The sequence below is a fragment of the Adhaeribacter pallidiroseus genome (assembly GCF_003340495.1).
Taxonomy (GTDB): domain Bacteria; phylum Bacteroidota; class Bacteroidia; order Cytophagales; family Hymenobacteraceae; genus Adhaeribacter; species Adhaeribacter pallidiroseus.
In genome coordinates this window covers 4,050,119-4,067,874 of record NZ_QASA01000001.1, presented here as the reverse complement: position 1 = coordinate 4,067,874, position 17,756 = coordinate 4,050,119, and the positions used below count along the sequence as shown (strand labels likewise).

At 39.8% G+C, this 17,756-nt stretch carries 18 protein-coding genes and 1 pseudogene; 13 read left to right on the top strand and 6 right to left on the bottom strand.

The window, feature by feature from the left end; genetic code table 11:
* Nucleotide 1: 1 nt before the first annotated feature.
* The 11 genes and pseudogenes from infA (at nucleotide 2) to AHMF7616_RS16240 (ending at nucleotide 7,434) form a co-directional block, all read left to right on the top strand.
* On the top strand, nucleotides 2–220 hold the full coding sequence (gene infA / locus AHMF7616_RS16290; RefSeq protein WP_026461690.1) for a translation initiation factor IF-1: 219 nt from the start codon (nucleotides 2–4) through the stop codon (nucleotides 218–220).
* Nucleotides 221–224: 4 nt separating this feature from the next.
* Complete coding sequence (gene rpmJ / locus AHMF7616_RS16285) at nucleotides 225–341, top strand: 50S ribosomal protein L36 (RefSeq protein WP_045688470.1); 117 nt, start codon at nucleotides 225–227, stop codon at nucleotides 339–341.
* Between the two features lie 14 nt (nucleotides 342–355).
* A complete protein-coding gene (gene rpsM / locus AHMF7616_RS16280; protein ID WP_115373853.1) occupies nucleotides 356–733 on the top strand; it encodes a 30S ribosomal protein S13 in 378 nt (125 codons plus the stop codon).
* Nucleotides 734–743: 10 nt separating this feature from the next.
* The gene (gene rpsK / locus AHMF7616_RS16275) at nucleotides 744–1,136 is read left to right on the top strand and encodes a 30S ribosomal protein S11 (RefSeq protein ID WP_115373852.1); all 393 of its coding nucleotides are present in this window, start codon (nucleotides 744–746) and stop codon (nucleotides 1,134–1,136) included.
* Nucleotides 1,137–1,182: 46 nt separating this feature from the next.
* On the top strand, nucleotides 1,183–1,788 hold the full coding sequence (gene rpsD / locus AHMF7616_RS16270) for a 30S ribosomal protein S4 (RefSeq protein WP_115373851.1): 606 nt from the start codon (nucleotides 1,183–1,185) through the stop codon (nucleotides 1,786–1,788).
* Nucleotides 1,789–1,829: 41 nt separating this feature from the next.
* Nucleotides 1,830–2,819: a DNA-directed RNA polymerase subunit alpha gene (locus tag AHMF7616_RS16265; RefSeq protein ID WP_115373850.1), complete on the top strand. Its 990-nt coding sequence runs from the start codon at nucleotides 1,830–1,832 to the stop codon at nucleotides 2,817–2,819.
* Nucleotides 2,820–2,824: 5 nt separating this feature from the next.
* Nucleotides 2,825–3,352 (top strand): 50S ribosomal protein L17, encoded by a 528-nt coding sequence (rplQ, locus tag AHMF7616_RS16260; protein ID WP_115373849.1) that lies wholly within the window; start codon nucleotides 2,825–2,827, stop codon nucleotides 3,350–3,352.
* Between the two features lie 85 nt (nucleotides 3,353–3,437).
* Nucleotides 3,438–4,540, top strand: a pseudogene (carA, locus tag AHMF7616_RS16255) (glutamine-hydrolyzing carbamoyl-phosphate synthase small subunit).
* Nucleotides 4,541–4,620: 80 nt separating this feature from the next.
* Nucleotides 4,621–5,898 (top strand): phosphopyruvate hydratase, encoded by a 1,278-nt coding sequence (gene eno / locus AHMF7616_RS16250; RefSeq protein ID WP_115373848.1) that lies wholly within the window; start codon nucleotides 4,621–4,623, stop codon nucleotides 5,896–5,898.
* Nucleotides 5,899–5,972: 74 nt separating this feature from the next.
* Nucleotides 5,973–6,278 carry an FtsB family cell division protein gene (locus AHMF7616_RS16245; RefSeq protein ID WP_115373847.1) on the top strand — a complete coding sequence of 102 codons (306 nt, stop codon included), beginning with the start codon at nucleotides 5,973–5,975 and terminating at the stop codon, nucleotides 6,276–6,278.
* A 328-nt stretch (nucleotides 6,279–6,606) separates the two neighbouring features.
* Nucleotides 6,607–7,434, top strand: a complete 828-nt coding sequence (locus tag AHMF7616_RS16240; protein WP_115373846.1) for a murein L,D-transpeptidase catalytic domain family protein — start codon at nucleotides 6,607–6,609, stop codon at nucleotides 7,432–7,434.
* A 51-nt stretch (nucleotides 7,435–7,485) separates the two neighbouring features.
* On the opposite strand, the gene AHMF7616_RS16235 is transcribed toward AHMF7616_RS16240, so the two are convergent.
* The 6 genes from AHMF7616_RS16235 to dapF form a co-directional block, all read right to left on the bottom strand.
* Nucleotides 7,486–8,550 carry an Ldh family oxidoreductase gene (locus AHMF7616_RS16235; RefSeq protein WP_115373845.1) on the bottom strand — a complete coding sequence of 355 codons (1,065 nt, stop codon included), beginning with the start codon at nucleotides 8,548–8,550 and terminating at the stop codon, nucleotides 7,486–7,488.
* 155 nt (nucleotides 8,551–8,705) lie between these two features.
* Nucleotides 8,706–10,955, bottom strand: coding sequence for a family 1 glycosylhydrolase (locus AHMF7616_RS16230; RefSeq protein WP_115373844.1), 2,250 nt, complete (start codon nucleotides 10,953–10,955; stop codon nucleotides 8,706–8,708).
* Nucleotides 10,942–12,135 carry a UDP-galactopyranose mutase gene (gene glf, locus AHMF7616_RS16225; protein WP_115373843.1) on the bottom strand — a complete coding sequence of 398 codons (1,194 nt, stop codon included), beginning with the start codon at nucleotides 12,133–12,135 and terminating at the stop codon, nucleotides 10,942–10,944. Before glf ends, AHMF7616_RS16230 begins: the two co-directional genes overlap by 14 nt.
* Before the next feature lie 55 nt (nucleotides 12,136–12,190).
* Entirely contained in the window at nucleotides 12,191–13,414 is a 1,224-nt protein-coding gene (locus tag AHMF7616_RS16220; RefSeq protein ID WP_115373842.1) for a glycosyltransferase family 1 protein, read from the bottom strand.
* Nucleotides 13,415–13,883: 469 nt separating this feature from the next.
* On the bottom strand, nucleotides 13,884–14,405 hold the full coding sequence (locus tag AHMF7616_RS16215; RefSeq protein WP_115373841.1) for a GNAT family N-acetyltransferase: 522 nt from the start codon (nucleotides 14,403–14,405) through the stop codon (nucleotides 13,884–13,886).
* A gap of 16 nt (nucleotides 14,406–14,421) precedes the next feature.
* A complete protein-coding gene (gene dapF / locus AHMF7616_RS16210; RefSeq protein ID WP_115373840.1) occupies nucleotides 14,422–15,198 on the bottom strand; it encodes a diaminopimelate epimerase in 777 nt (258 codons plus the stop codon).
* Nucleotides 15,199–15,454: 256 nt separating this feature from the next.
* Here dapF and AHMF7616_RS16205 point away from each other — a divergent pair, with 256 nt between their 5' ends.
* Both AHMF7616_RS16205 and AHMF7616_RS16200 read left to right on the top strand, forming a co-directional pair.
* Nucleotides 15,455–16,369 (top strand): class I SAM-dependent methyltransferase, encoded by a 915-nt coding sequence (locus tag AHMF7616_RS16205; RefSeq protein WP_115373839.1) that lies wholly within the window; start codon nucleotides 15,455–15,457, stop codon nucleotides 16,367–16,369.
* The gene (locus tag AHMF7616_RS16200) at nucleotides 16,366–17,310 is read left to right on the top strand and encodes a Ppx/GppA phosphatase family protein (RefSeq protein WP_115373838.1); all 945 of its coding nucleotides are present in this window, start codon (nucleotides 16,366–16,368) and stop codon (nucleotides 17,308–17,310) included. The genes AHMF7616_RS16205 and AHMF7616_RS16200 overlap by 4 nt, the downstream gene beginning before the upstream one ends.
* The last annotated feature ends 446 nt before the right edge of the window (nucleotides 17,311–17,756 follow it).

Here is a 17,756-nt window from a genome sequence, read left to right as displayed (position 1 = left end):
TATGGCTAAACAGTCTTCTATCGAACAAGATGGGACAATAGTTGAAGCATTGTCTAACGCAATGTTTAGAGTAGAATTAGAAAATGGACACCAAGTTATTTCTCATATTTCCGGTAAAATGAGGATGCATTATATCAAAATCTTGCCAGGTGATAAAGTGAAAATTGAGATGTCGCCATATGATCTTTCTAAAGGAAGAATAGTTTATAGATACAAATAAAAAAATGAAAGTTAAGGCATCTGTTAAAAAGAGAAGCGTTGATTGCAAAATAATTCGCCGAAAAGGTAAGCTTTATGTAATTAACAAGAAAAATCCACGGTATAAACAAAGACAAGGATAAGATAATTATTTTATATGGCTAGAATAGCAGGAGTAGATATTCCAGATAAAAAGAGAGGGGAGATTTCACTTACCTATATTTATGGAATAGGTCGTAGAGCATCCCAATCAATACTAAACAAAGCTGGTGTAGGCTGGGATAAAAAAGTAAGTGAATGGACAGAAGAAGAAGCTGGAGCCATTCGTAACGTTATTGCAACTGAGCATAAGACTGAAGGTGTATTAAGATCCGAAGTGCAGTTGCATATAAAAAGGTTAATGGATATTGGATCTTACAGAGGTCTTCGACATAGAAAAGGCTTGCCTGTGAGAGGTCAGAGGACAAAAAATAATTCACGTACTCGTAAGGGGAAACGGAAAACAGTTGCTAATAAGAAAAAGGCTACTAAATAATTAATTTGATATGGCTCAAAAAAGAAAAGATAAAGCTAAGAAACGTGTAGTTGTTGTAGAGTCAATGGGACAAGTACACATCAAAGCATCTTTTAACAACATTATAATTTCAATTACAAATAACAACGGGCAAGTTATTTCTTGGGCTTCTGCTGGTAAAATGGGATTTAAAGGTTCTAAAAAGAATACTCCATATGCCGCTCAGATGGCTGCTTCTGATTGTGCTAGAGTAGCACATGAGCTAGGAATGCGCAAAGCGGAAGTTTTTGTAAAAGGTCCTGGGGCAGGTAGAGAATCTGCCATCAGAACAGTGCAAGGTGCAGGAATTGAAGTTACAACTATCAAAGACGTAACTCCTCTTCCGCATAATGGTTGTAGACCACCTAAAAGAAGAAGAGTTTAATAAGTTAGAATAATTGACGAACTTATTTTCCTGACTAATTAATAAAATGGCAAGATACACTGGTCCAAAGACCAAAATTTCAAGAAGATTTAATGAACCTATATTTGGGGCAAGTAAAGCTTTGCAAAAGAAAGCTTACCCTCCAGGTATGCACGGTAGAGGTCGCAGAAAAAAGCAATCTGAATATGCGGTTCAGTTAATGGAGAAACAGAAGGCAAAATACCTTTACGGAGTATTAGAAAAGCAATTTGCAAACTTGTTTGATAAGGCACATCGTAAAGGAGGTATAACCGGGGAAAACTTACTTCGTTTGTTAGAAGCAAGGTTAGATAATACTGTATACCGTTTAGGAATAGCTCCATCCCGAAGAGCAGCACGTCAATTAGTTTTGCACAAGCACATTTTAGTTGACGGTGAGCTTGTAAATATAGTTTCCTACAGCTTAAAACCAGGTCAAACTATTGGAGTACGTGAAAAATCTAAGTCTTTAGAGGCAATCACCACTAGTTTAAGTGCCCGTAATGCTCGTCAATTTAACTGGCTTGAGTGGGATGGCAAAGAGATGGTAGGTAAATTTGTATCTGAACCAGAGAGGGATCAGATACCAGAAAAAATTCAAGAACAATTAATCGTTGAGCTTTATTCTAAATAAGCTTTCGAACTTAATTAATCATAACTATAATATTACAATATATGTCAATATTAGCCTTTCAAATGCCAGAAAAGGTTGTCATGGAAAAAGCTGACGACTTTCATGGTCAATTTGAATTTAAACCTTTGGAAAAAGGATACGGTGTAACTATAGGTAATGCTCTAAGAAGAATATTATTGTCTTCATTAGAAGGTTATGCTATTACAGCTATTCGGATCCCTGGGGTTTTGCATGAGTTTTCAACTATCGAAGGAGTATTGGAGGATATTTCCGAAATTATCCTCAATTTGAAAATGGTGCGATTCAAAAAAGTGAACGAAGCTACTGAAGACAAAATTACCGTTACCATTTCAAATAAGAATACCTTCCAGGCTGGAGATATTAATAGATTTACTAATGGTTTTCAGGTTCTAAATCCGGATCTAGTAATTTGCCATCTGGAACCTTCCGTTAATTTTGAAATTGAATTAACTCTTCAGAAAGGTCGTGGGTATGTTCCAGCAGATGAGAATAAACCAAATGAACAAGTTTTTGGGCAAATAGCTATTGATGCCATTTTTACACCTATTAAGAATGTAAAGTATAGCATTGAAAATACCCGGGTTGAACAAAAAACGGATTATGAGAAGCTTTCCATAGATATTCAAACGGATGGTTCCATTCACCCGGAGGAAGCTTTAAAAGGTGCCGCTCATATTTTGATTCAACATTTTATGTTGTTCTCTGACAATACTATGACTTTTGAAACGGCAAAGCCCGAGGAGGAAGAAGCTGTAGATGAAGAAATGTTGCACATGCGCAAGGTTTTAAAAACGCCTTTGCATGATATGGATCTTTCAGTTCGAGCTTATAATTGCTTAAAAGCAGCTGATATTAAAACTCTGGGCGATTTAGTGCAGCTTGATATGCAGGATATGATGAAATTTAGGAATTTTGGAAAGAAATCTCTTACGGAATTGGAAAACCTGGTAGAAGAAAAAGGATTGAATTTTGGAATGGATCTGTCCAAATACAAATTAGATGAAGATTAATAAAAATGAGACACGGTAAAAAAATAAATCATTTAGGCAGAACATCCGCTCATCGTAAGTCGATGTTGTCTAATATGGCATCATCACTAATCTTGCACAAACGCGTTACTACCACCGTTGCTAAAGCAAAAGCGTTGCGAAAATACGTAGAACCTCTTTTAACTAAATCTAAAAGTGATACTACGCATTCTAGAAGAACAATATTTTCTTATTTGCAAAATAAGGAATCTTTGAAAGAGCTTTTTGACCAAATTTCTGGCAAAATCGCTAATCGGCCCGGAGGATATACTCGTATTTTGAAAACTGGAAACCGTTTGGGAGATAACGCTGACATGTGCATTATAGAACTAGTTGATTACAATGACGCTATGCTAGGTGCTAGTGCAAGTGCTACAGAGTCCAGAACCAGAACGAGAAGAAGAGGTGGTAAAAAGAAAGATAGCCCCGCAGTTAGTTCTTCACAGAGTTCTGCTGAACCTTCGGTGTCTGCTGATAATTTAGAAACTTTAAATTCAACTAACGAAGAAGTTTAAATAAGTGATTGTTTATAGTTAAGATATACTAGAAGGGATATGATTTAATCATATCCCTTTTTTATTTTTGCAAAAATCTAGATTTATGAAAGAAAAAAAAACTGTAGACGCCGTTCTGTTATTAGCGGATGGAACCCAGTGGAAGGGTAAAAGTTTGGGATGTATTGGTACTAATTCCGGTGAGTTGTGTTTTAACACCGGAATGACAGGTTATCAAGAAATTTTTACTGATCCTTCTTACTACGGACAGATAGTTATCACCACCGTTTCCCATGTGGGTAATTATGGCGTTTTAAATTATGAAGTAGAATCAAAGCAAGTTCAGATAAAAGGACTGGTATGTAAAGAATTTTCAGAATTTTTTTCTCGCCGATCGGCTGAAGGCTCTTTGCAGACTTACTTCGAAAATGCAGGCATTGTAGGTATTTGTGAAATAGATACGAGAGAATTAGTAAGGCATATCCGTCATAAAGGAGCTATGAATGCTATTATTTCTTCGGAGATTACGGATATTGAAGTCTTAAAAGAAAAACTCATTCAAACGCCTTCTATGCATGGTTTAGAGTTAGCATCGCAGGTAAGTACTTTGGAAGAGTACACCTTAAAACCCGAAAATCCGGAATTTAAAGTAGCTATCTTGGATTTAGGAGTAAAGAAAAATATTATTCATAATTTGGTAACTCGAGGATGTGAGTGCAAGGTCTTTCCTTTTAATGCCACTTTCGAAGAAATGGAAGCATGGGAACCAGACGGATACTTTATCTCCAATGGACCAGGTGATCCTGCCGCTACTACTATAGCTGTTGAAAGTGTAAACCGAATATTAGAACGAGACAAACCACTATTTGGCATTTGTATGGGGCATCAGGTATTGGCTCAAGCTAACGGCATTGCAACTTATAAAATGCATAATGGCCACCGGGGATTAAATCACCCAGTTAAAAATTTAATTACTGGTAAGTGCGAGATTACTTCTCAAATCATGGCTTTGCTGTTGATGGAGAGGCCATCAAAAATAATAACAAGGTAGAAGTTACACATATAAACTTAAATGACGGTACTATTGAAGGTATTCGCATAAAAGGTAAGAAAGCATTTTCGGTTCAATACCATCCTGAATCATCTCCAGGGCCACATGATTCTAATTACCTTTTTGATAATTTCATTCAATTACTTAAAAATGGTTAATCAATCTTAGAGTTATTTACCACTTTATTACTAGTATTGTATCCATTAATGTTATAGTTTCATTTAATCATTTATATAATATGACTTTGATATCAAGCGTAAAAGCACGCCAGATTTTTGATTCAAGAGGTAATCCTACTGTGGAAGTAGATGTGATAACTGATAATGGATTTATAGGTCGGGCGGCAGTTCCTTCGGGAGCATCTACTGGTAAGCACGAAGCCGTAGAATTGCGGGATGGCGATAAATCGCAATACATGGGTAAAGGTGTTTTAAACGCTGTTAAAAATGTAAACGAGAAAATTGCGGAGGAGCTAATTGGCGAGAATGTATTTGAACAAAACAGGCTCGATAATATTATGCTGGAATTAGATGGTACTGCTAACAAAGGTAATTTAGGTGCTAACGCTATTCTGGGAGTTTCTTTAGCGATTGCGCGTGCCGCAGCCGAAGTGCTGGGAATGCCTTTGTACCGGTACGTAGGAGGGGTAAATGCCAATACCTTACCAGTGCCCATGATGAATATTTTGAATGGGGGAAGTCATGCGGATAACTCTATTGATTTTCAAGAATTCATGATTATGCCGGTTGGAGCAAGTAGCTTTACAGAAGCTATGCGTTGGGGTTCAGAAATTTTTCATAATTTAAAAAATGTACTGCATAAGCAAGGATTATCTACTAACGTAGGTGACGAGGGTGGGTTTGCTCCAAATATCAAGTCTAATGAAGATGCTATTAAAGTAGTACTTCAGGCAATTGAAGCTGCCGGCCGAAAGCCAGGTGATGAAGTAATGATCGCTATGGATGCCGCTGCTTCTGAGTTTTATGATGCTTCCAGCGGTCAGTATCACTTCAAAAAATCGACGGGTGATAAACTTACTTCTTCTGAAATGGTAAGTTTTTGGACTGATTGGAGCAAAAGATATCCTATTATCTCTATTGAAGATGGTATGGATGAAGACGATTGGACTGGTTGGAAATCGTTAACAGAATCTATCGGTGATCAGGTACAATTAGTAGGCGATGATTTGTTTGTAACAAATGTAAACCGCTTACAGCGTGGGATCGACGAAAAGATTGCCAACGCCATTTTAATTAAAGTAAATCAAATTGGTACTTTAACCGAAACTATTAACGCTATTAATTTAGGCCGGAGAAATGGCTATAAGAGTATCATGAGCCACCGTTCTGGGGAAACAGAAGATAACACCATCGCCGATTTAGCAGTAGCTTTAAATACTGGTCAGATCAAAACAGGTTCTGCTTCCCGCTCCGACCGGATGGCGAAATATAACCAATTGCTTCGTATAGAAGAAGAACTGGGTGAAACTGCTTATTTCCCCGGTAAGAAAATGTAATTTTTTAAAATTTAGATGAGCAGGACGGTAAATATTTAGTTTTGCCGTCCTGTTTTTTTTAATATATTTGGTGTATGCGGATACGGTTGCCTCGATTTATCAGAAGTTTTTATTTTATATCAACAGTTACTTTTCTGATTTGGATGGTTTTTTTCGACGCCAATGATTTTGTAACGCAATACCAGATGAGCAAAAAACTGAATGATTTAGAAACAGATAAAGAATACTACGTTCAAAAAATAGCCGAAGTTCAGAAAGATCGTACCGAACTGATGAGCAACCCGGAACTATTAGAAAAATACGCCCGGGAAAAATATTATATGAAACGGCCTACGGAAGAAGTCTTTATTTTGGTAAAGAAGAAACCTGAAAAGAAATAATTTTTTAAATTAAAAAAAAGCTCTGTTTGTACCAGAGCTTTTTTTGTTGTTTTATAGACATAGAAAACAATAAATTTAAAAAATTGAAATGAATGTTTTGTTGAGCAGCGCTTGCCATTTAGGCTTTTTACTGCTATGAAGCTACTCTAGACCAAGGTGTCAGATATGAATACTTGAACTTTGCGGGGGAAAATGTCGTTTAGAACTTACAATATTTGAATTGTACAACTCAATAGTAACAACGTTACAGGACTTAATCGTTTGAAAACGTATATAAAGTTTAATACTATTGGTAAGAACTAATTTTCTCTAGTAAATAGATAAAGAAATGGTACAGGAAAATAAAGGTATTATCCGGAAAGTAAAGAAAGGTAATCGTCGGATTAGGCGCATTATCCCTTTTTTGGCACCTTTTTTCTTTGCGCATTTTTCGCTACCAGCCGGTAGTAACGACAGTAAAACGGAAAAAACGCATTTATCGGCGGCTACTTCAGAAGCGATCCGGTTTGCTGCCTTTCAGGTGGATGTATACAAAATCTACGAAGAGATTGGTTTAGAGCAAACCGGTTTATCATTAAACGTTTTTAACGAAGCTCTATTGGGTTATCTTAATCTAAAAGCACAAGGCCAGCTATCCGATAAAAAATTGTTGACCATTGTTGATTTTAATAAGGCATCTACCGAGAAACGTTTGTGGGTAATTGATTTAGCTTCCAAAAAAGTAGTTTATAATTCTTTAGTGGCTCACGGTAAAAACTCTGGCGCTAACTTAGCCGAAGAGTTTGATAATACCATTAGCTCCGAAAAAAGTAGTTTAGGCTTTTACGTAACCCAAAATATTTACCAAGGTAAGCATGGTAAATCGTTGAAGCTGGTGGGGATGGATAAAGATTTTAATACTAATGCGCTGGAACGTTGTGTGGTAATGCACGGAGCCGATTACGTAAGCGATGCATTTATTGCCCAACACGGACGTTTAGGTCGTAGCCAGGGGTGTCCTGCTTTGCCCATGGAAAATTATTCCGAAATAATTGATGAAGTAAAAGGTAAAACTTGTCTTTTTATTCATGCAGATAAGAAAGAGTATAATTCGGATTATCTGGATGCGGAAACAGCTTTAGCTTATTATACGCAATCTGGAAACACGATTATTTAAGTCTTAAATTTTAAAAAGCTCTCCTGTAAAAGAAGAGCTTTTTTGTTTTGGTTAGAAACGCAAGGAAAAACGTTCGGCTAAAGTTTGTAAGTCTTTTACTACGGGTTCTAACAAAGGAATACCTTCTTGCAAACGTATCTCTGAAGTGACTCTCTCCGGATCACCTGGGATCAAAACCGGTGAGCCAGTAGATTTTGCTTTAGAATTACGGAAAGTAGTAATCCAGTTATCCATGTGCAGTTTAAATTCATCCGCTGACCGAAAGGCATCAATCCGCATAGCGCCAAAGAAATGACCAATTCCATCGCCGACCAGATTAGTGGCCAATGGTAAAAAACTAACGAAAGGAGGTACCCAAGGGCCATAGTTTGCCCCTGATAACACCGCCGAAAATATATCTACTACAGCGCCTAAACAGTAACCTTTATGACTACCAGTATCTCCGCCTAAGGGAATCAGGGCTCCTCCAGCTTTTAATTCATTTGGGTTTGTCGAGTTATTACCCTGAGCATCTTGTATCCAGCCAATAGGAGCTTCTTGGTTTTTACGTTGCAATATTTCTAACTTACCATTGGCGGCCGTTGTAGTGGCAAAATCGGCTACAAAGGCAGGTTGCTCTTTGGCCGGAATAGCTACTGCAATAGGGTTAGTGCCTAATAAGCGTTCTAAAGAATTGGTGGGAGCAACTAAAGGGCTGGCATTGGTCATAGCTATGCCAATCATATCGTGCGGTAATGCTTTCATGGCATGATAACCAGCAATGCCAAAATGATTAGAATTTTTAACCGAAACCCAACCTGTACCAGCTACCTGCGCCTTTTGGATGGCAACGTCCATTGCTTTAGGGGCTACTACCAAACCCAGGCCACTATCACCATCAATTACAGCGGTACTGGGCGTTTCGTGGGTAATTTGTACACGCGGGGTGGCATTTATACGGTTACTTTCCCAAAGCCGTACGTAGCCAATTAAACGGGCAACTCCATGCGAGTCAATGCCCCTTAAATCAGCGGAAAGTAATACTTCAGTCGCTAATTCAGCTTCTTCTTCGGGGCACCCGATATTTTTAAAAATTGCTTTCGTAAAGGCAAAAAGGTGTTGGTACGAATACATCATGTGTTTGATTTCAGGCAACTATAAACAACTTAACTTCCGTTATATTTATAGCTATTAAGTAAATAAAGCAAAGCAAAGGTATTAGCTTTCCGTTATACTTAAACAAAAAAGGCTATCCTTAATAGGAATAGCCTTTCATTTAAAATTTTTTGCTTTTAACCACTAAGTTTTCTACTCAGGTTTTCTTCGGAGTCTATCAAATCCGGTTTTAAAGTTTTGGTATGTTTTAGTAATTCCTGCATTAATGCCGGTATACACCGGTGCAAAGCATCTTCTATGGTAGGCATTAACCGGATTTTAGAACTTTGCAGAACAGAATTCTTAGGACGGTATGCCGGAAGCTGGAAAGAGCTTATCGGTTGATCTTTTATCTCCACATTTTTTAATAAGGCCACATTCGCTACTAATCGAGCTAACTCTGCCCAGGTATAAGATCCTTGGTTCGTTACATGCCAAATGCCATTTGCCTGATCAATCAACAAATTCAGGGAAGTATGCACCAAATCCGGTACGTAGGTAGCTGTAATTTTTACATTATTAACGGCTGCAAATGGTAAACCTTGCAGAAAAGATTTTAAGGCAAAATATACAAAATTGTACCGATCCCAGCTACTAAAAAACGCGCTTGTCCGGATAATCAGAGATTCTGGTAAAATTTTAAAAATTTCCTTTTCGGCTAAGGCTTTACTTCGCCCATACACGTTCCGTGGATTAGGGATATCTTCCTCGGTGTAAGGTTCGTCTTTCTCGCCATCAAAAACTAAATCCGAAGAAAAAGTTAAAAATTGAATACCAGCCGTCTTACATGCTTCGGCTAAAAGAATAGCACCTGCTGTATTTTCACGGTAGCATACTTCCGGTGCTTTTTCAGCTTCATCAACCCGCACATAACCCGCTGTATTTATAACGGCCCACGGGTTATGTTGCATAATAGCGGCTTCTACTGATGCCTGATTAGTAATGTCGAGTTGTTTGCGGTTTAGTAAAACATAAGACAAACCACGATCCTGACATATTCTGCCAAAGGCTTTACCCAGGGTACCAGTAGCTCCGGTAATGAGGATTGGCCGTTGGTTCTTGTCCAGAATAGGTTTGTGGGTTGGTTTTGCAATGTACTTTTCACCGTGATAGTAGGCATAGCGTTCTTCCCGGTCCCACCAACCTTTATGTTTTAAAACATCGTGTTGGTAATTCCCTGTACTACTTAAACTTTGCAGCATGGGCACCAAAGCAGTAGGCCAGGGTTTATCACCAATGCGTAAATCAAATATGCCGCTTTCGTAAAAGCCATTACTCCGGGTGAGCAGCGAATTCCAGTCGTAAGAGCCAATTAAAGCCCAGGCCGTGACAGCTAAGCAATTTACACCTGCTTTTTTTAAATCGGTAGCTGCTTCCCAAACTTCCATGAACCACCGCATTTGTTCTTCGCGGGTACAGCATAAATGAGCTTCGGTAATGGCAATGGGGGATTGGTAGCGTTGCCAGACTTCCTGCAACAAACTTTTTACCCCGGCACGTTCTACACCTTTAACCCGTACTGCTTCCACATCGGCGTATTTATGTTTCCCGTTACTGCCATGGCTATGCAACGGAAACAAGGACAAATGCTCGTCTAAGTACCGCTCACTAGTTACATAATGGTTAATACCAAAAATATCCGGAGGCAAAGGAGATGCAACAAACTCCAGTAATTCTTCGGTAGTTGCTCCCGATTTTTTTAAATATTTATATAGATTATGTTCCGGAGTAACCTTACCACATAGCAAATCATAGCTTAACCACCTGCGTTCGTTCTCGAAGGCAGCTTGGTAAGCTAATGAATGGGTGCTATGCGTTTCACCTAAATCTTCGGTTTGGACTAACTGAGCATTAGGGTTTATCTGTCGGATAGCCAGCATGGCTAGTCTAGTGCCTTTTAACTGGTTGAGTAAGGCCCGTACAAAATCCTGATCAGAAGTACCGTGCGGGTACCAGAGTCCGTAAAGGCCGCTAAAACGAGCCGTGGTAAGTGGTTCGTTAACGGGTGTGTAGTAATTTACCCACGGGTAGCGTTCGGCTACCAGGCCGGCATATTGGGCTAGTAAAGGGGCAAAATTATTACTGGTTAAACTGGTGTAGGCCGGACCACTGCCGTGATGTACCAATCCCACGATAGGTTCAATTTGCAATTCCTGCAAACGTTGTAACCGTTCATCCGGCCATAACCAATCTGGCCGATCCAGACTTTGAGGAGCGACTTGCTCCCAAAGTACCGGATAGCGTAATTTTTTAATTCCAAGTGAGGCAAATAGGTCCAGATCCGAAATCCGATTCAGATGACCGTTTCTGCTTAACTGGTCGAAGAACTGTTCTCCTACCCGGTTACAACTACATTCAACTCCGCCCCATAAATCAATGATCGCCATTTTTACTGGAGATTTTGATAGTAGATCCGTTTAAAGACTTACCTTTAATAACGATCTTCTCAATTTCTGCAATAGATTTATCTTCTTCTGTTTTCTCGGTTAACTTCTTGTATAGTGTTAGCGCCTGGGCTACCACCTGGTCCATGTTGTAGTATTTATAAGTAGCTAAACGGCCTACAAAATGAACATTAGGTGTTTGATCGGCTAACTTCTTGTATTTATTATACAATTCAGCATTTTCTGGGCGCGGTACGGGGTAGTACGGATCGCCATCAGCTTGCGGATATTCGTATACCACGCTGGTTTTGGGGTGCTTCTGGCCAGTTAAATACTTAAACTCCGTAATACGGGTATACGCGTGTTCGTTCGGATAATTTACTACCGCAGTTGGCAGGAAAGTCTCGGTATTTAACGTTTCGTGTTTAAAGTCGAGCGAACGATAAGGCAGTTTACCAAATTTATAGTCGAAGTACTCATCAACCGGTCCGGTAAAAATCATTTCTTTAAACGGAATTACATCAATGATTTCTTTATAATCCGTATTCAGCATTACCTTAATGTTCGGGTGAGCCAGCATTTTTTCGAACATAGACGTGAACCCATTGGCCGGCATAGCCTGATACATATCCGTAAAATACCGATTATCGCGGTTGGTGCGGGTAGGTACCCGGGAAGTTACCGATTTATCTAATTCTGATGGGTCCATACCCCATTGTTTGCGGGTATAGTTCCGGAAGAATTTTTCGTATAATTCGCGACCTACTTTGCTTACTACTACATCTTCGGAAGTGCGCACTACGGGTACTTGCTCGGCTACGGACTCAAACCAATCTTCGAGTTCAAAAGAAGTAAGATTTAAACCATACAATTTATTAATAGTATCCAGGTTAATCGGAATAGGTACTAACTGACCATCTACACTAGCTAATACCCGGTGTTCGTACGAACGCCACTCGGTAAATTGCGATAGATAATCAAAAACATCTTTAGAGTTTGTGTGGAAAATGTGTGGGCCGTATTTATGAACCAGGATACCTTCTTCGTTATAATGATCGAATGCATTACCGGCAATATGCGGTCTTTTATCGATAATTAATATTTTTTTATTAGAACGGGTAGCAAGGCGTTCGGCCAATACACTTCCGGCAAAGCCAGCTCCAACAATAAGATAGTCGAACATATGATTTATAATTTAATAGTTTAACGTTTATTTATTTAGGTTATAAGCAAGGAGCTTACTTTGATTTTTGAGTTAAGGCAATATACATAAGACTTACCATGTTTTGCCAGGTATGGTCCCAGGAAATGTTGGCTAAAAAAGCATCCACTTGCGCCAACCATTCCTGATCGTTTCGTTGCAATAGCGCTTTTTCTAAAGCGTTCACAAACTCCGATGCAGTAGATGCAATATGCACTAATTGCTGATCGCCGTAAGGACGAACAACATCCCGAATAGGAGTAGAAACAACCGGTTTGCTGCCAGCTAAATATTCCGGGGTTTTAGTGGGGCTTATATATTTAGTAGATTCGTTTATAGCAAAAGGCATAGTGGCTACATCCCACGAACTTAAGTACAGCGGGAGGTCTTTGTAATCTTTACCGCCCAGGTAATGAATGTTGTCGGCGTGGGGTAATGTAGCCGGATCTATTTTTACTACCGGGCCAATTATTACCCAATGCCATTCCGGACGTTGAGCGGCTACTTCGCGTAATAACTCAATATCGAAGCGCTCGTCTACCACGCCGTAAAACCCAAAGCGAGGATGCGGTATATTCTTCTGATCTTCTGGTTCCGTTAAGCCAGTACGTGCCTGAGCAAAATGGGCTTTGTCGATGCTACTCGGGAAAGCGTATACATCCGAATGTTGGGTGCGCTTTGATTCATAAATGCTATGGCCGCCGGTAAATACCAAGTCGGCTTTTTTAAATAATTCGGCTTCTAACTCGCGTAAACGCGGCGAAGCACCTTTAAAAGCCGAAAGCTCGTCCATGCAATCGTACACGGTTAAAGCCGGTTGCAAATGGCCGTATACTTCCAGTGCCATAGGCGTGTAATACCAGGCTACATAATCGTTCAGGTGCTGCTCTTTAATAAAATTGTTTACTAATTCAATCTGAATAGCGTCAGATTCTTGCGGGGTTAAACCATGCGGTAAATGGGCTACCACAATATGTACGTTCGGGTCGCGGAGGCTTATATCCAAACGGGGCTGCGCGCCATCGTAAAAATAAGGTTCTTCAAAAAAGAATAACCGGCTGTGCTTGGCAAAGCGCGAAAGCAAATGTTGGGGCCGCTGATACACAAAGTCCCAGCGTAAATGCGATAAACAAACAATAGCGGGCATTGCTTGAATAAAGTTATCCAGTGTATCGGATGCATTTGGTGCACTGGATTGAAGATCGAGGGCTTGGGTTGTTGCTTCAGGAGTTAAAGAGCTGTTCAGGTCAGATTTTAGCATAGAGGTAACGTGCACTTATTTTGTCATTTAAATAAATTTGAAATTTATTAAGAAATTTTCAACGAAAGCTAATCAGCAATAAGGGTTTTGCTTACATAACCACAATACGCAAGATTTTTTAAAAAGATATTGCATATATCGAAATTTTGCATTATTAATTGCCTTTTTACGTAAAAAGACTTAACCTTAAATCCGTATTACTGCTAAACAGAATTAAATTTTAGTATACAAGTTACCCGGAATAATACAAATTAATAAGTTGTAGAGAACTGGTAAAGTAGTAATAAAATAAGATAAGGTGGGGTAAAGCCAAATCTAATCTATTTAAAATCAGATTAGATAATAAAATACTTTGTTAAAAATTTAGGATGGGGTATATAAACGCAAACAAGCAAGGTGATAAACTTAGGAAAAGCTACTTTTTATAGAAGTTAAAAAATTAAATTTTAGGATTTTAAATAAAATAAATTTAATTGTTTAAAATTTTTTGAAATTCGACCAGATCCAGCCAGCCGGCGGCGGTCTTCATCCAAGCGTGGCGAGTACCTATTGCTTGAAAGCCAGCTTGTTTAAACAACTGTAAACTCGGTTGGTTACTACTGATAACCGAGCAGTAAACCTGATGGAGCAAGAGTTGTTCTTGGCAATAGTGCAGCAGGAGTTGTAAGGCTTCTGTGGCGTAACCTTGCTGCTGGAATGCAACAGCAATAACAATCCCGATCCCGGCTCGTTGGTGCTTGGGATCAAAATCGAACAAATCGATAGCACCAACAGCCTGGTGTTGCTGCGTACAAATGAGTAAACGAAGTTGTTTCGTAGTATAAATATCGGCTGCTGCCTGCTCTAAATAACTTTGTAATACATGCTGGGCGTAAGGAGTAGTGGTATTGCTCACTAACCAAATAGAAGTGTCATTTTCTAAGGTATATAAAAAATCGAGATCGCTTGGTTCTAAAGCCCGCAAGTAAATACGTTCGTTTTTTAAAAACATAGTGGCAGTTTGTTTACTACACGGTAATAGTGCCGGTAAAAACGTACTGGGCCGGGCCAATCAGGTAAATATTAGTAAACCCAGTAGCTGTAGCTTCAAAAGCAACCTGCAAATTGCCCCCCAAGGTACGAATAGACACCGGACTGGTTGCTCCCTGATAACTGGCCGCCAGAGCCGTAGCTGTTACGCCAGTGCCGCACGAAAAAGTTTCGTCTTCCACGCCGCGTTCGTAGGTACGCACAAACAGTTGCGGCTCTGGTTGTAATTGCGCAAAATTTACATTCGTGCCTTCGGCTTTAAAACGATCGTTGTACCGGATGAGCTTACCTTCCGCAAAAACATTAAATTGATCCAAGGCATCGACAAACTGTACATAATGCGGCGAGCCGGTGTTCAGAAAATAGTAATCCGTACCTGTTTCTACTTGTACTACATCATTCATTTTTAAAGAAACCTGACCTTGGCTATCGATGGTCGCATAATGATCGCCATCGGCGGCCAGGAAAAAAGCTTTTTCCTGGATTACATTTAATTGCCGGGCAAATTGTACCGTACAACGGCCCCCGTTACCGCACATGGAGCCAGGGCGGCCATCGGCGTTGTAGTAAACCATTTCAAAGTCGTAACCTTCTCTATTTTGAAGTAAAATTAAACCATCGGCGCCAATACCCATCCGGCGTTCACATAGCTTGGCAATCAGGGCGTAATTGTCCGCATCAAAAAATAATTCCCGATTATCGATCATGATAAAATCATTACCGGTGCCTTGGTATTTATAAAAAGTTACGTTCATGGTTTATAAAAAATGAAAGTACAAGTTTATTCTTTTCCCATGAGGAATGGTAATACAATTAAGAATTCGTGAAAATTATAATGAATTTAGTGTTTTCTAGCAGGTTATTACTAAGTACCGCCAGGTTTGGTAGCTTTGTTTTGAAGCCGCGTATTGTTTAGACTACTTACCATCAAAGCTACTTGGCTTCGCAAAATTTTAAAAAATTAATTTTGCCGGTTAACGCTAACTAAAAAAATAGTACTTATTTACAAGCATGTATTCTTTTTTAACAACTATAAATTGGCCCGATTACGAGCTAATAGATTCTGGAGATTTTGAAAAGCTGGAGCGTTTCGGAGATTATTACCTGGCGCGACCAGAACCCCAGGCTATTTGGGATAAAAATTTAGCGCAGGCAGAGTGGGATAAGCGGGCACAAGCTATTTTTAAACGGGAAAAAGGCAGCTCCGAGAAAGGCCAATGGCAACTGCGGAAAGGCATGGCGCAGCAATGGTTTATCCAATACGAGTACCAGGCCATGAAATTGCGGTTCCGGCTCGGTTTATCGTCGTTTAAGCACGTGGGTTTATTTCCGGAGCAGGATCCTAACTGGAAATTTATTTACGAGGCTACCCGGCAGTTAAACACGAAACCTCCCAAAATTTTAAATTTATTTGCGTATACCGGGGCTGCTTCCTTAGCCGCGAAAGCGGCCGGCGCCGATGTTACGCACCTGGATTCGGTGAAGCAGGTTAATTACTGGGCCCGCGAAAACATGGAAGCCAGCAGTTTAAACCAAATCCGGTGGATCGTGGAAGATGCTATGAAGTTTGTGCGGCGCGAAGTAAAGCGCGGCAATGTTTACCAGGGCTTAATTCTGGACCCACCCGCCTACGGACGCGGACCCAACGGCGAAAAATGGCAACTGGAAGATGAACTAAATGAACTGATTAAATTAGGTGCCCAATTATTAGATCCCCACGACAACTTATTTTTAATTAATTTGTATTCCTTAGGGTTTTCCGGAATGATTCTGGAAAATCTAATCAACCAAAATTTTCAGCAACACGCTAAAGCGCAGCAGGAAGTGGGTGAAATTTACCTGCAGGACCAAGGCCAGCGTAAATTGCCTTTGGGAACCTTTTACCGCTTTAGCACCGTTTTGTACAACAAAATAGAAACTAAATGAAAACTCGCCGCCTCGCCCTGATTGATATGGGGACCAACACCTTTCATTTGTTAATCTCGGAAATAAATCCGGCAGGAGAACCTGTTTCTTTGGTGAAGTTAAAAGAACCCGTTAAACTCGGGCAGGATGGCATTAGCCGGGGATCTATTGCCCCAGATGCGGTAGAAAGAGCCTTGCAAACGCTGGCTAATTTTAAAACCGAAATAGAAAAACACCAAGTGGAAGAGGTAAAAGCAGTAGCGACTAGTGCGGTCCGGAATGCGGCCAATGGTACGAAACTGGTGCGGGCCATCCGCGATCAAATTGGCATTGAGGTAGAAGTTATTTCGGGTGATCGCGAAGCGGAACTGATCTATTACGGCGTTAAATCTGCCCTGGAAATTGGCTCAGAATGCAGCCTGATTATAGATATTGGGGGCGGTAGCGTGGAGTGTATCATCTGCGACGAAGAAGCCATTCACTGGAAACAAAGTTTTGAAATTGGGGCGCAACGCCTGATGGATAAATTTTTTATCACCGATCCTATTTCGGCCGCCGATGCCGAAGCCGAAATGGACTTTTTAGAAAAAGAACTGCAACCTTTAACCGCAGCGGTAGCGCGTTACAAACCTTGCGTATTAATCGGCTCTTCGGGTACTTTCGATACCCTCTGCGATATTGATGTGCGCCGGAAAGGACTGGATCGTACCTGTGATCCGTGTACCGAAGCCGATTTAACCTTATCTGATTTTTACGAAATCTACGATGATATCTTAAAGAAAACCCGCTCCGAGCGATTAGCCATACCGGGTATGATGGAAATGCGGGTAGATATGATTGTGGTAGCCACAATTTTAATCGACTTTGTGCTGGAAAACTACGAATTAAACAAAATCCGGGTATCGTCTTACGCCTTAAAAGAAGGTTTGTTAAGTGAGCAATTAAAACTAGTTATGGAATAGTTTTTAAAATTTCATCTAACCAAAGTAAAAACCTGAGCGGGAAACATAAACCAGTTCAGGTTTTTACTTTTTAAAAAATGGGAATGTTTTACCAGTAAACTCTGACGAATAGTCAGGTAAAAAGCAGGTAGTTTGAATTAGCTGTAAGCTGCTGCCTTGCTGTGGCAGAATTCTGTTAATTTTTAAAAAATAATATTTAAAGCAGCTCAGAAAACGTTTAAAGGTAGATTTTCTTCTCTTTTACATTCGGAATTTAAAAAAATCAAGTTTCATTTGAAAAACCATTCGTAATAGTTGCAGTACCTAAATTATTTAGGCGAATTTTTTGTTATTAACCCAAGGTAATCTTAAATATTGGTAATCAGGCGGTGGTTAATCCGGATTGTTTTAACCCACTTTATACCGATATTTCCGAAAAACCCTGTAATTTTGACTTACATCTATTT

Excerpts from the sequence above, each read along its gene's own strand:
- AHMF7616_RS16240 (WP_115373846.1), top strand. The coding sequence starts at position 6,607 with ATGGTACAGGAAAATAAAGGTATTATCCGGAAAGTAAAGAAAGGTAAT.
- rplQ (WP_115373849.1), top strand. The coding sequence starts at position 2,825 with ATGAGACACGGTAAAAAAATAAATCATTTAGGCAGAACATCCGCTCAT.
- eno (WP_115373848.1), top strand. The coding sequence starts at position 4,621 with ATGACTTTGATATCAAGCGTAAAAGCACGCCAGATTTTTGATTCAAGA.
- rpsM (WP_115373853.1), top strand. The coding sequence starts at position 356 with ATGGCTAGAATAGCAGGAGTAGATATTCCAGATAAAAAGAGAGGGGAG.
- AHMF7616_RS16200 (WP_115373838.1), top strand. The coding sequence starts at position 16,366 with ATGAAAACTCGCCGCCTCGCCCTGATTGATATGGGGACCAACACCTTT.
- AHMF7616_RS16245 (WP_115373847.1), top strand. The coding sequence starts at position 5,973 with ATGCGGATACGGTTGCCTCGATTTATCAGAAGTTTTTATTTTATATCA.
- rpsK (WP_115373852.1), top strand. The coding sequence starts at position 744 with ATGGCTCAAAAAAGAAAAGATAAAGCTAAGAAACGTGTAGTTGTTGTA.
- AHMF7616_RS16215 (WP_115373841.1), bottom strand. The coding sequence starts at position 14,405 with ATGTTTTTAAAAAACGAACGTATTTACTTGCGGGCTTTAGAACCAAGC.
- AHMF7616_RS16265 (WP_115373850.1), top strand. The coding sequence starts at position 1,830 with ATGTCAATATTAGCCTTTCAAATGCCAGAAAAGGTTGTCATGGAAAAA.
- glf (WP_115373843.1), bottom strand. The coding sequence starts at position 12,135 with ATGTTCGACTATCTTATTGTTGGAGCTGGCTTTGCCGGAAGTGTATTG.
- AHMF7616_RS16235 (WP_115373845.1), bottom strand. The coding sequence starts at position 8,550 with ATGATGTATTCGTACCAACACCTTTTTGCCTTTACGAAAGCAATTTTT.
- AHMF7616_RS16220 (WP_115373842.1), bottom strand. The coding sequence starts at position 13,414 with ATGCTAAAATCTGACCTGAACAGCTCTTTAACTCCTGAAGCAACAACC.
- AHMF7616_RS16205 (WP_115373839.1), top strand. The coding sequence starts at position 15,455 with ATGTATTCTTTTTTAACAACTATAAATTGGCCCGATTACGAGCTAATA.
- rpsD (WP_115373851.1), top strand. The coding sequence starts at position 1,183 with ATGGCAAGATACACTGGTCCAAAGACCAAAATTTCAAGAAGATTTAAT.
- dapF (WP_115373840.1), bottom strand. The coding sequence starts at position 15,198 with ATGAACGTAACTTTTTATAAATACCAAGGCACCGGTAATGATTTTATC.
- infA (WP_026461690.1), top strand. The coding sequence starts at position 2 with ATGGCTAAACAGTCTTCTATCGAACAAGATGGGACAATAGTTGAAGCA.
- rpmJ (WP_045688470.1), top strand. The coding sequence starts at position 225 with ATGAAAGTTAAGGCATCTGTTAAAAAGAGAAGCGTTGATTGCAAAATA.
- AHMF7616_RS16230 (WP_115373844.1), bottom strand. The coding sequence starts at position 10,955 with ATGGCGATCATTGATTTATGGGGCGGAGTTGAATGTAGTTGTAACCGG.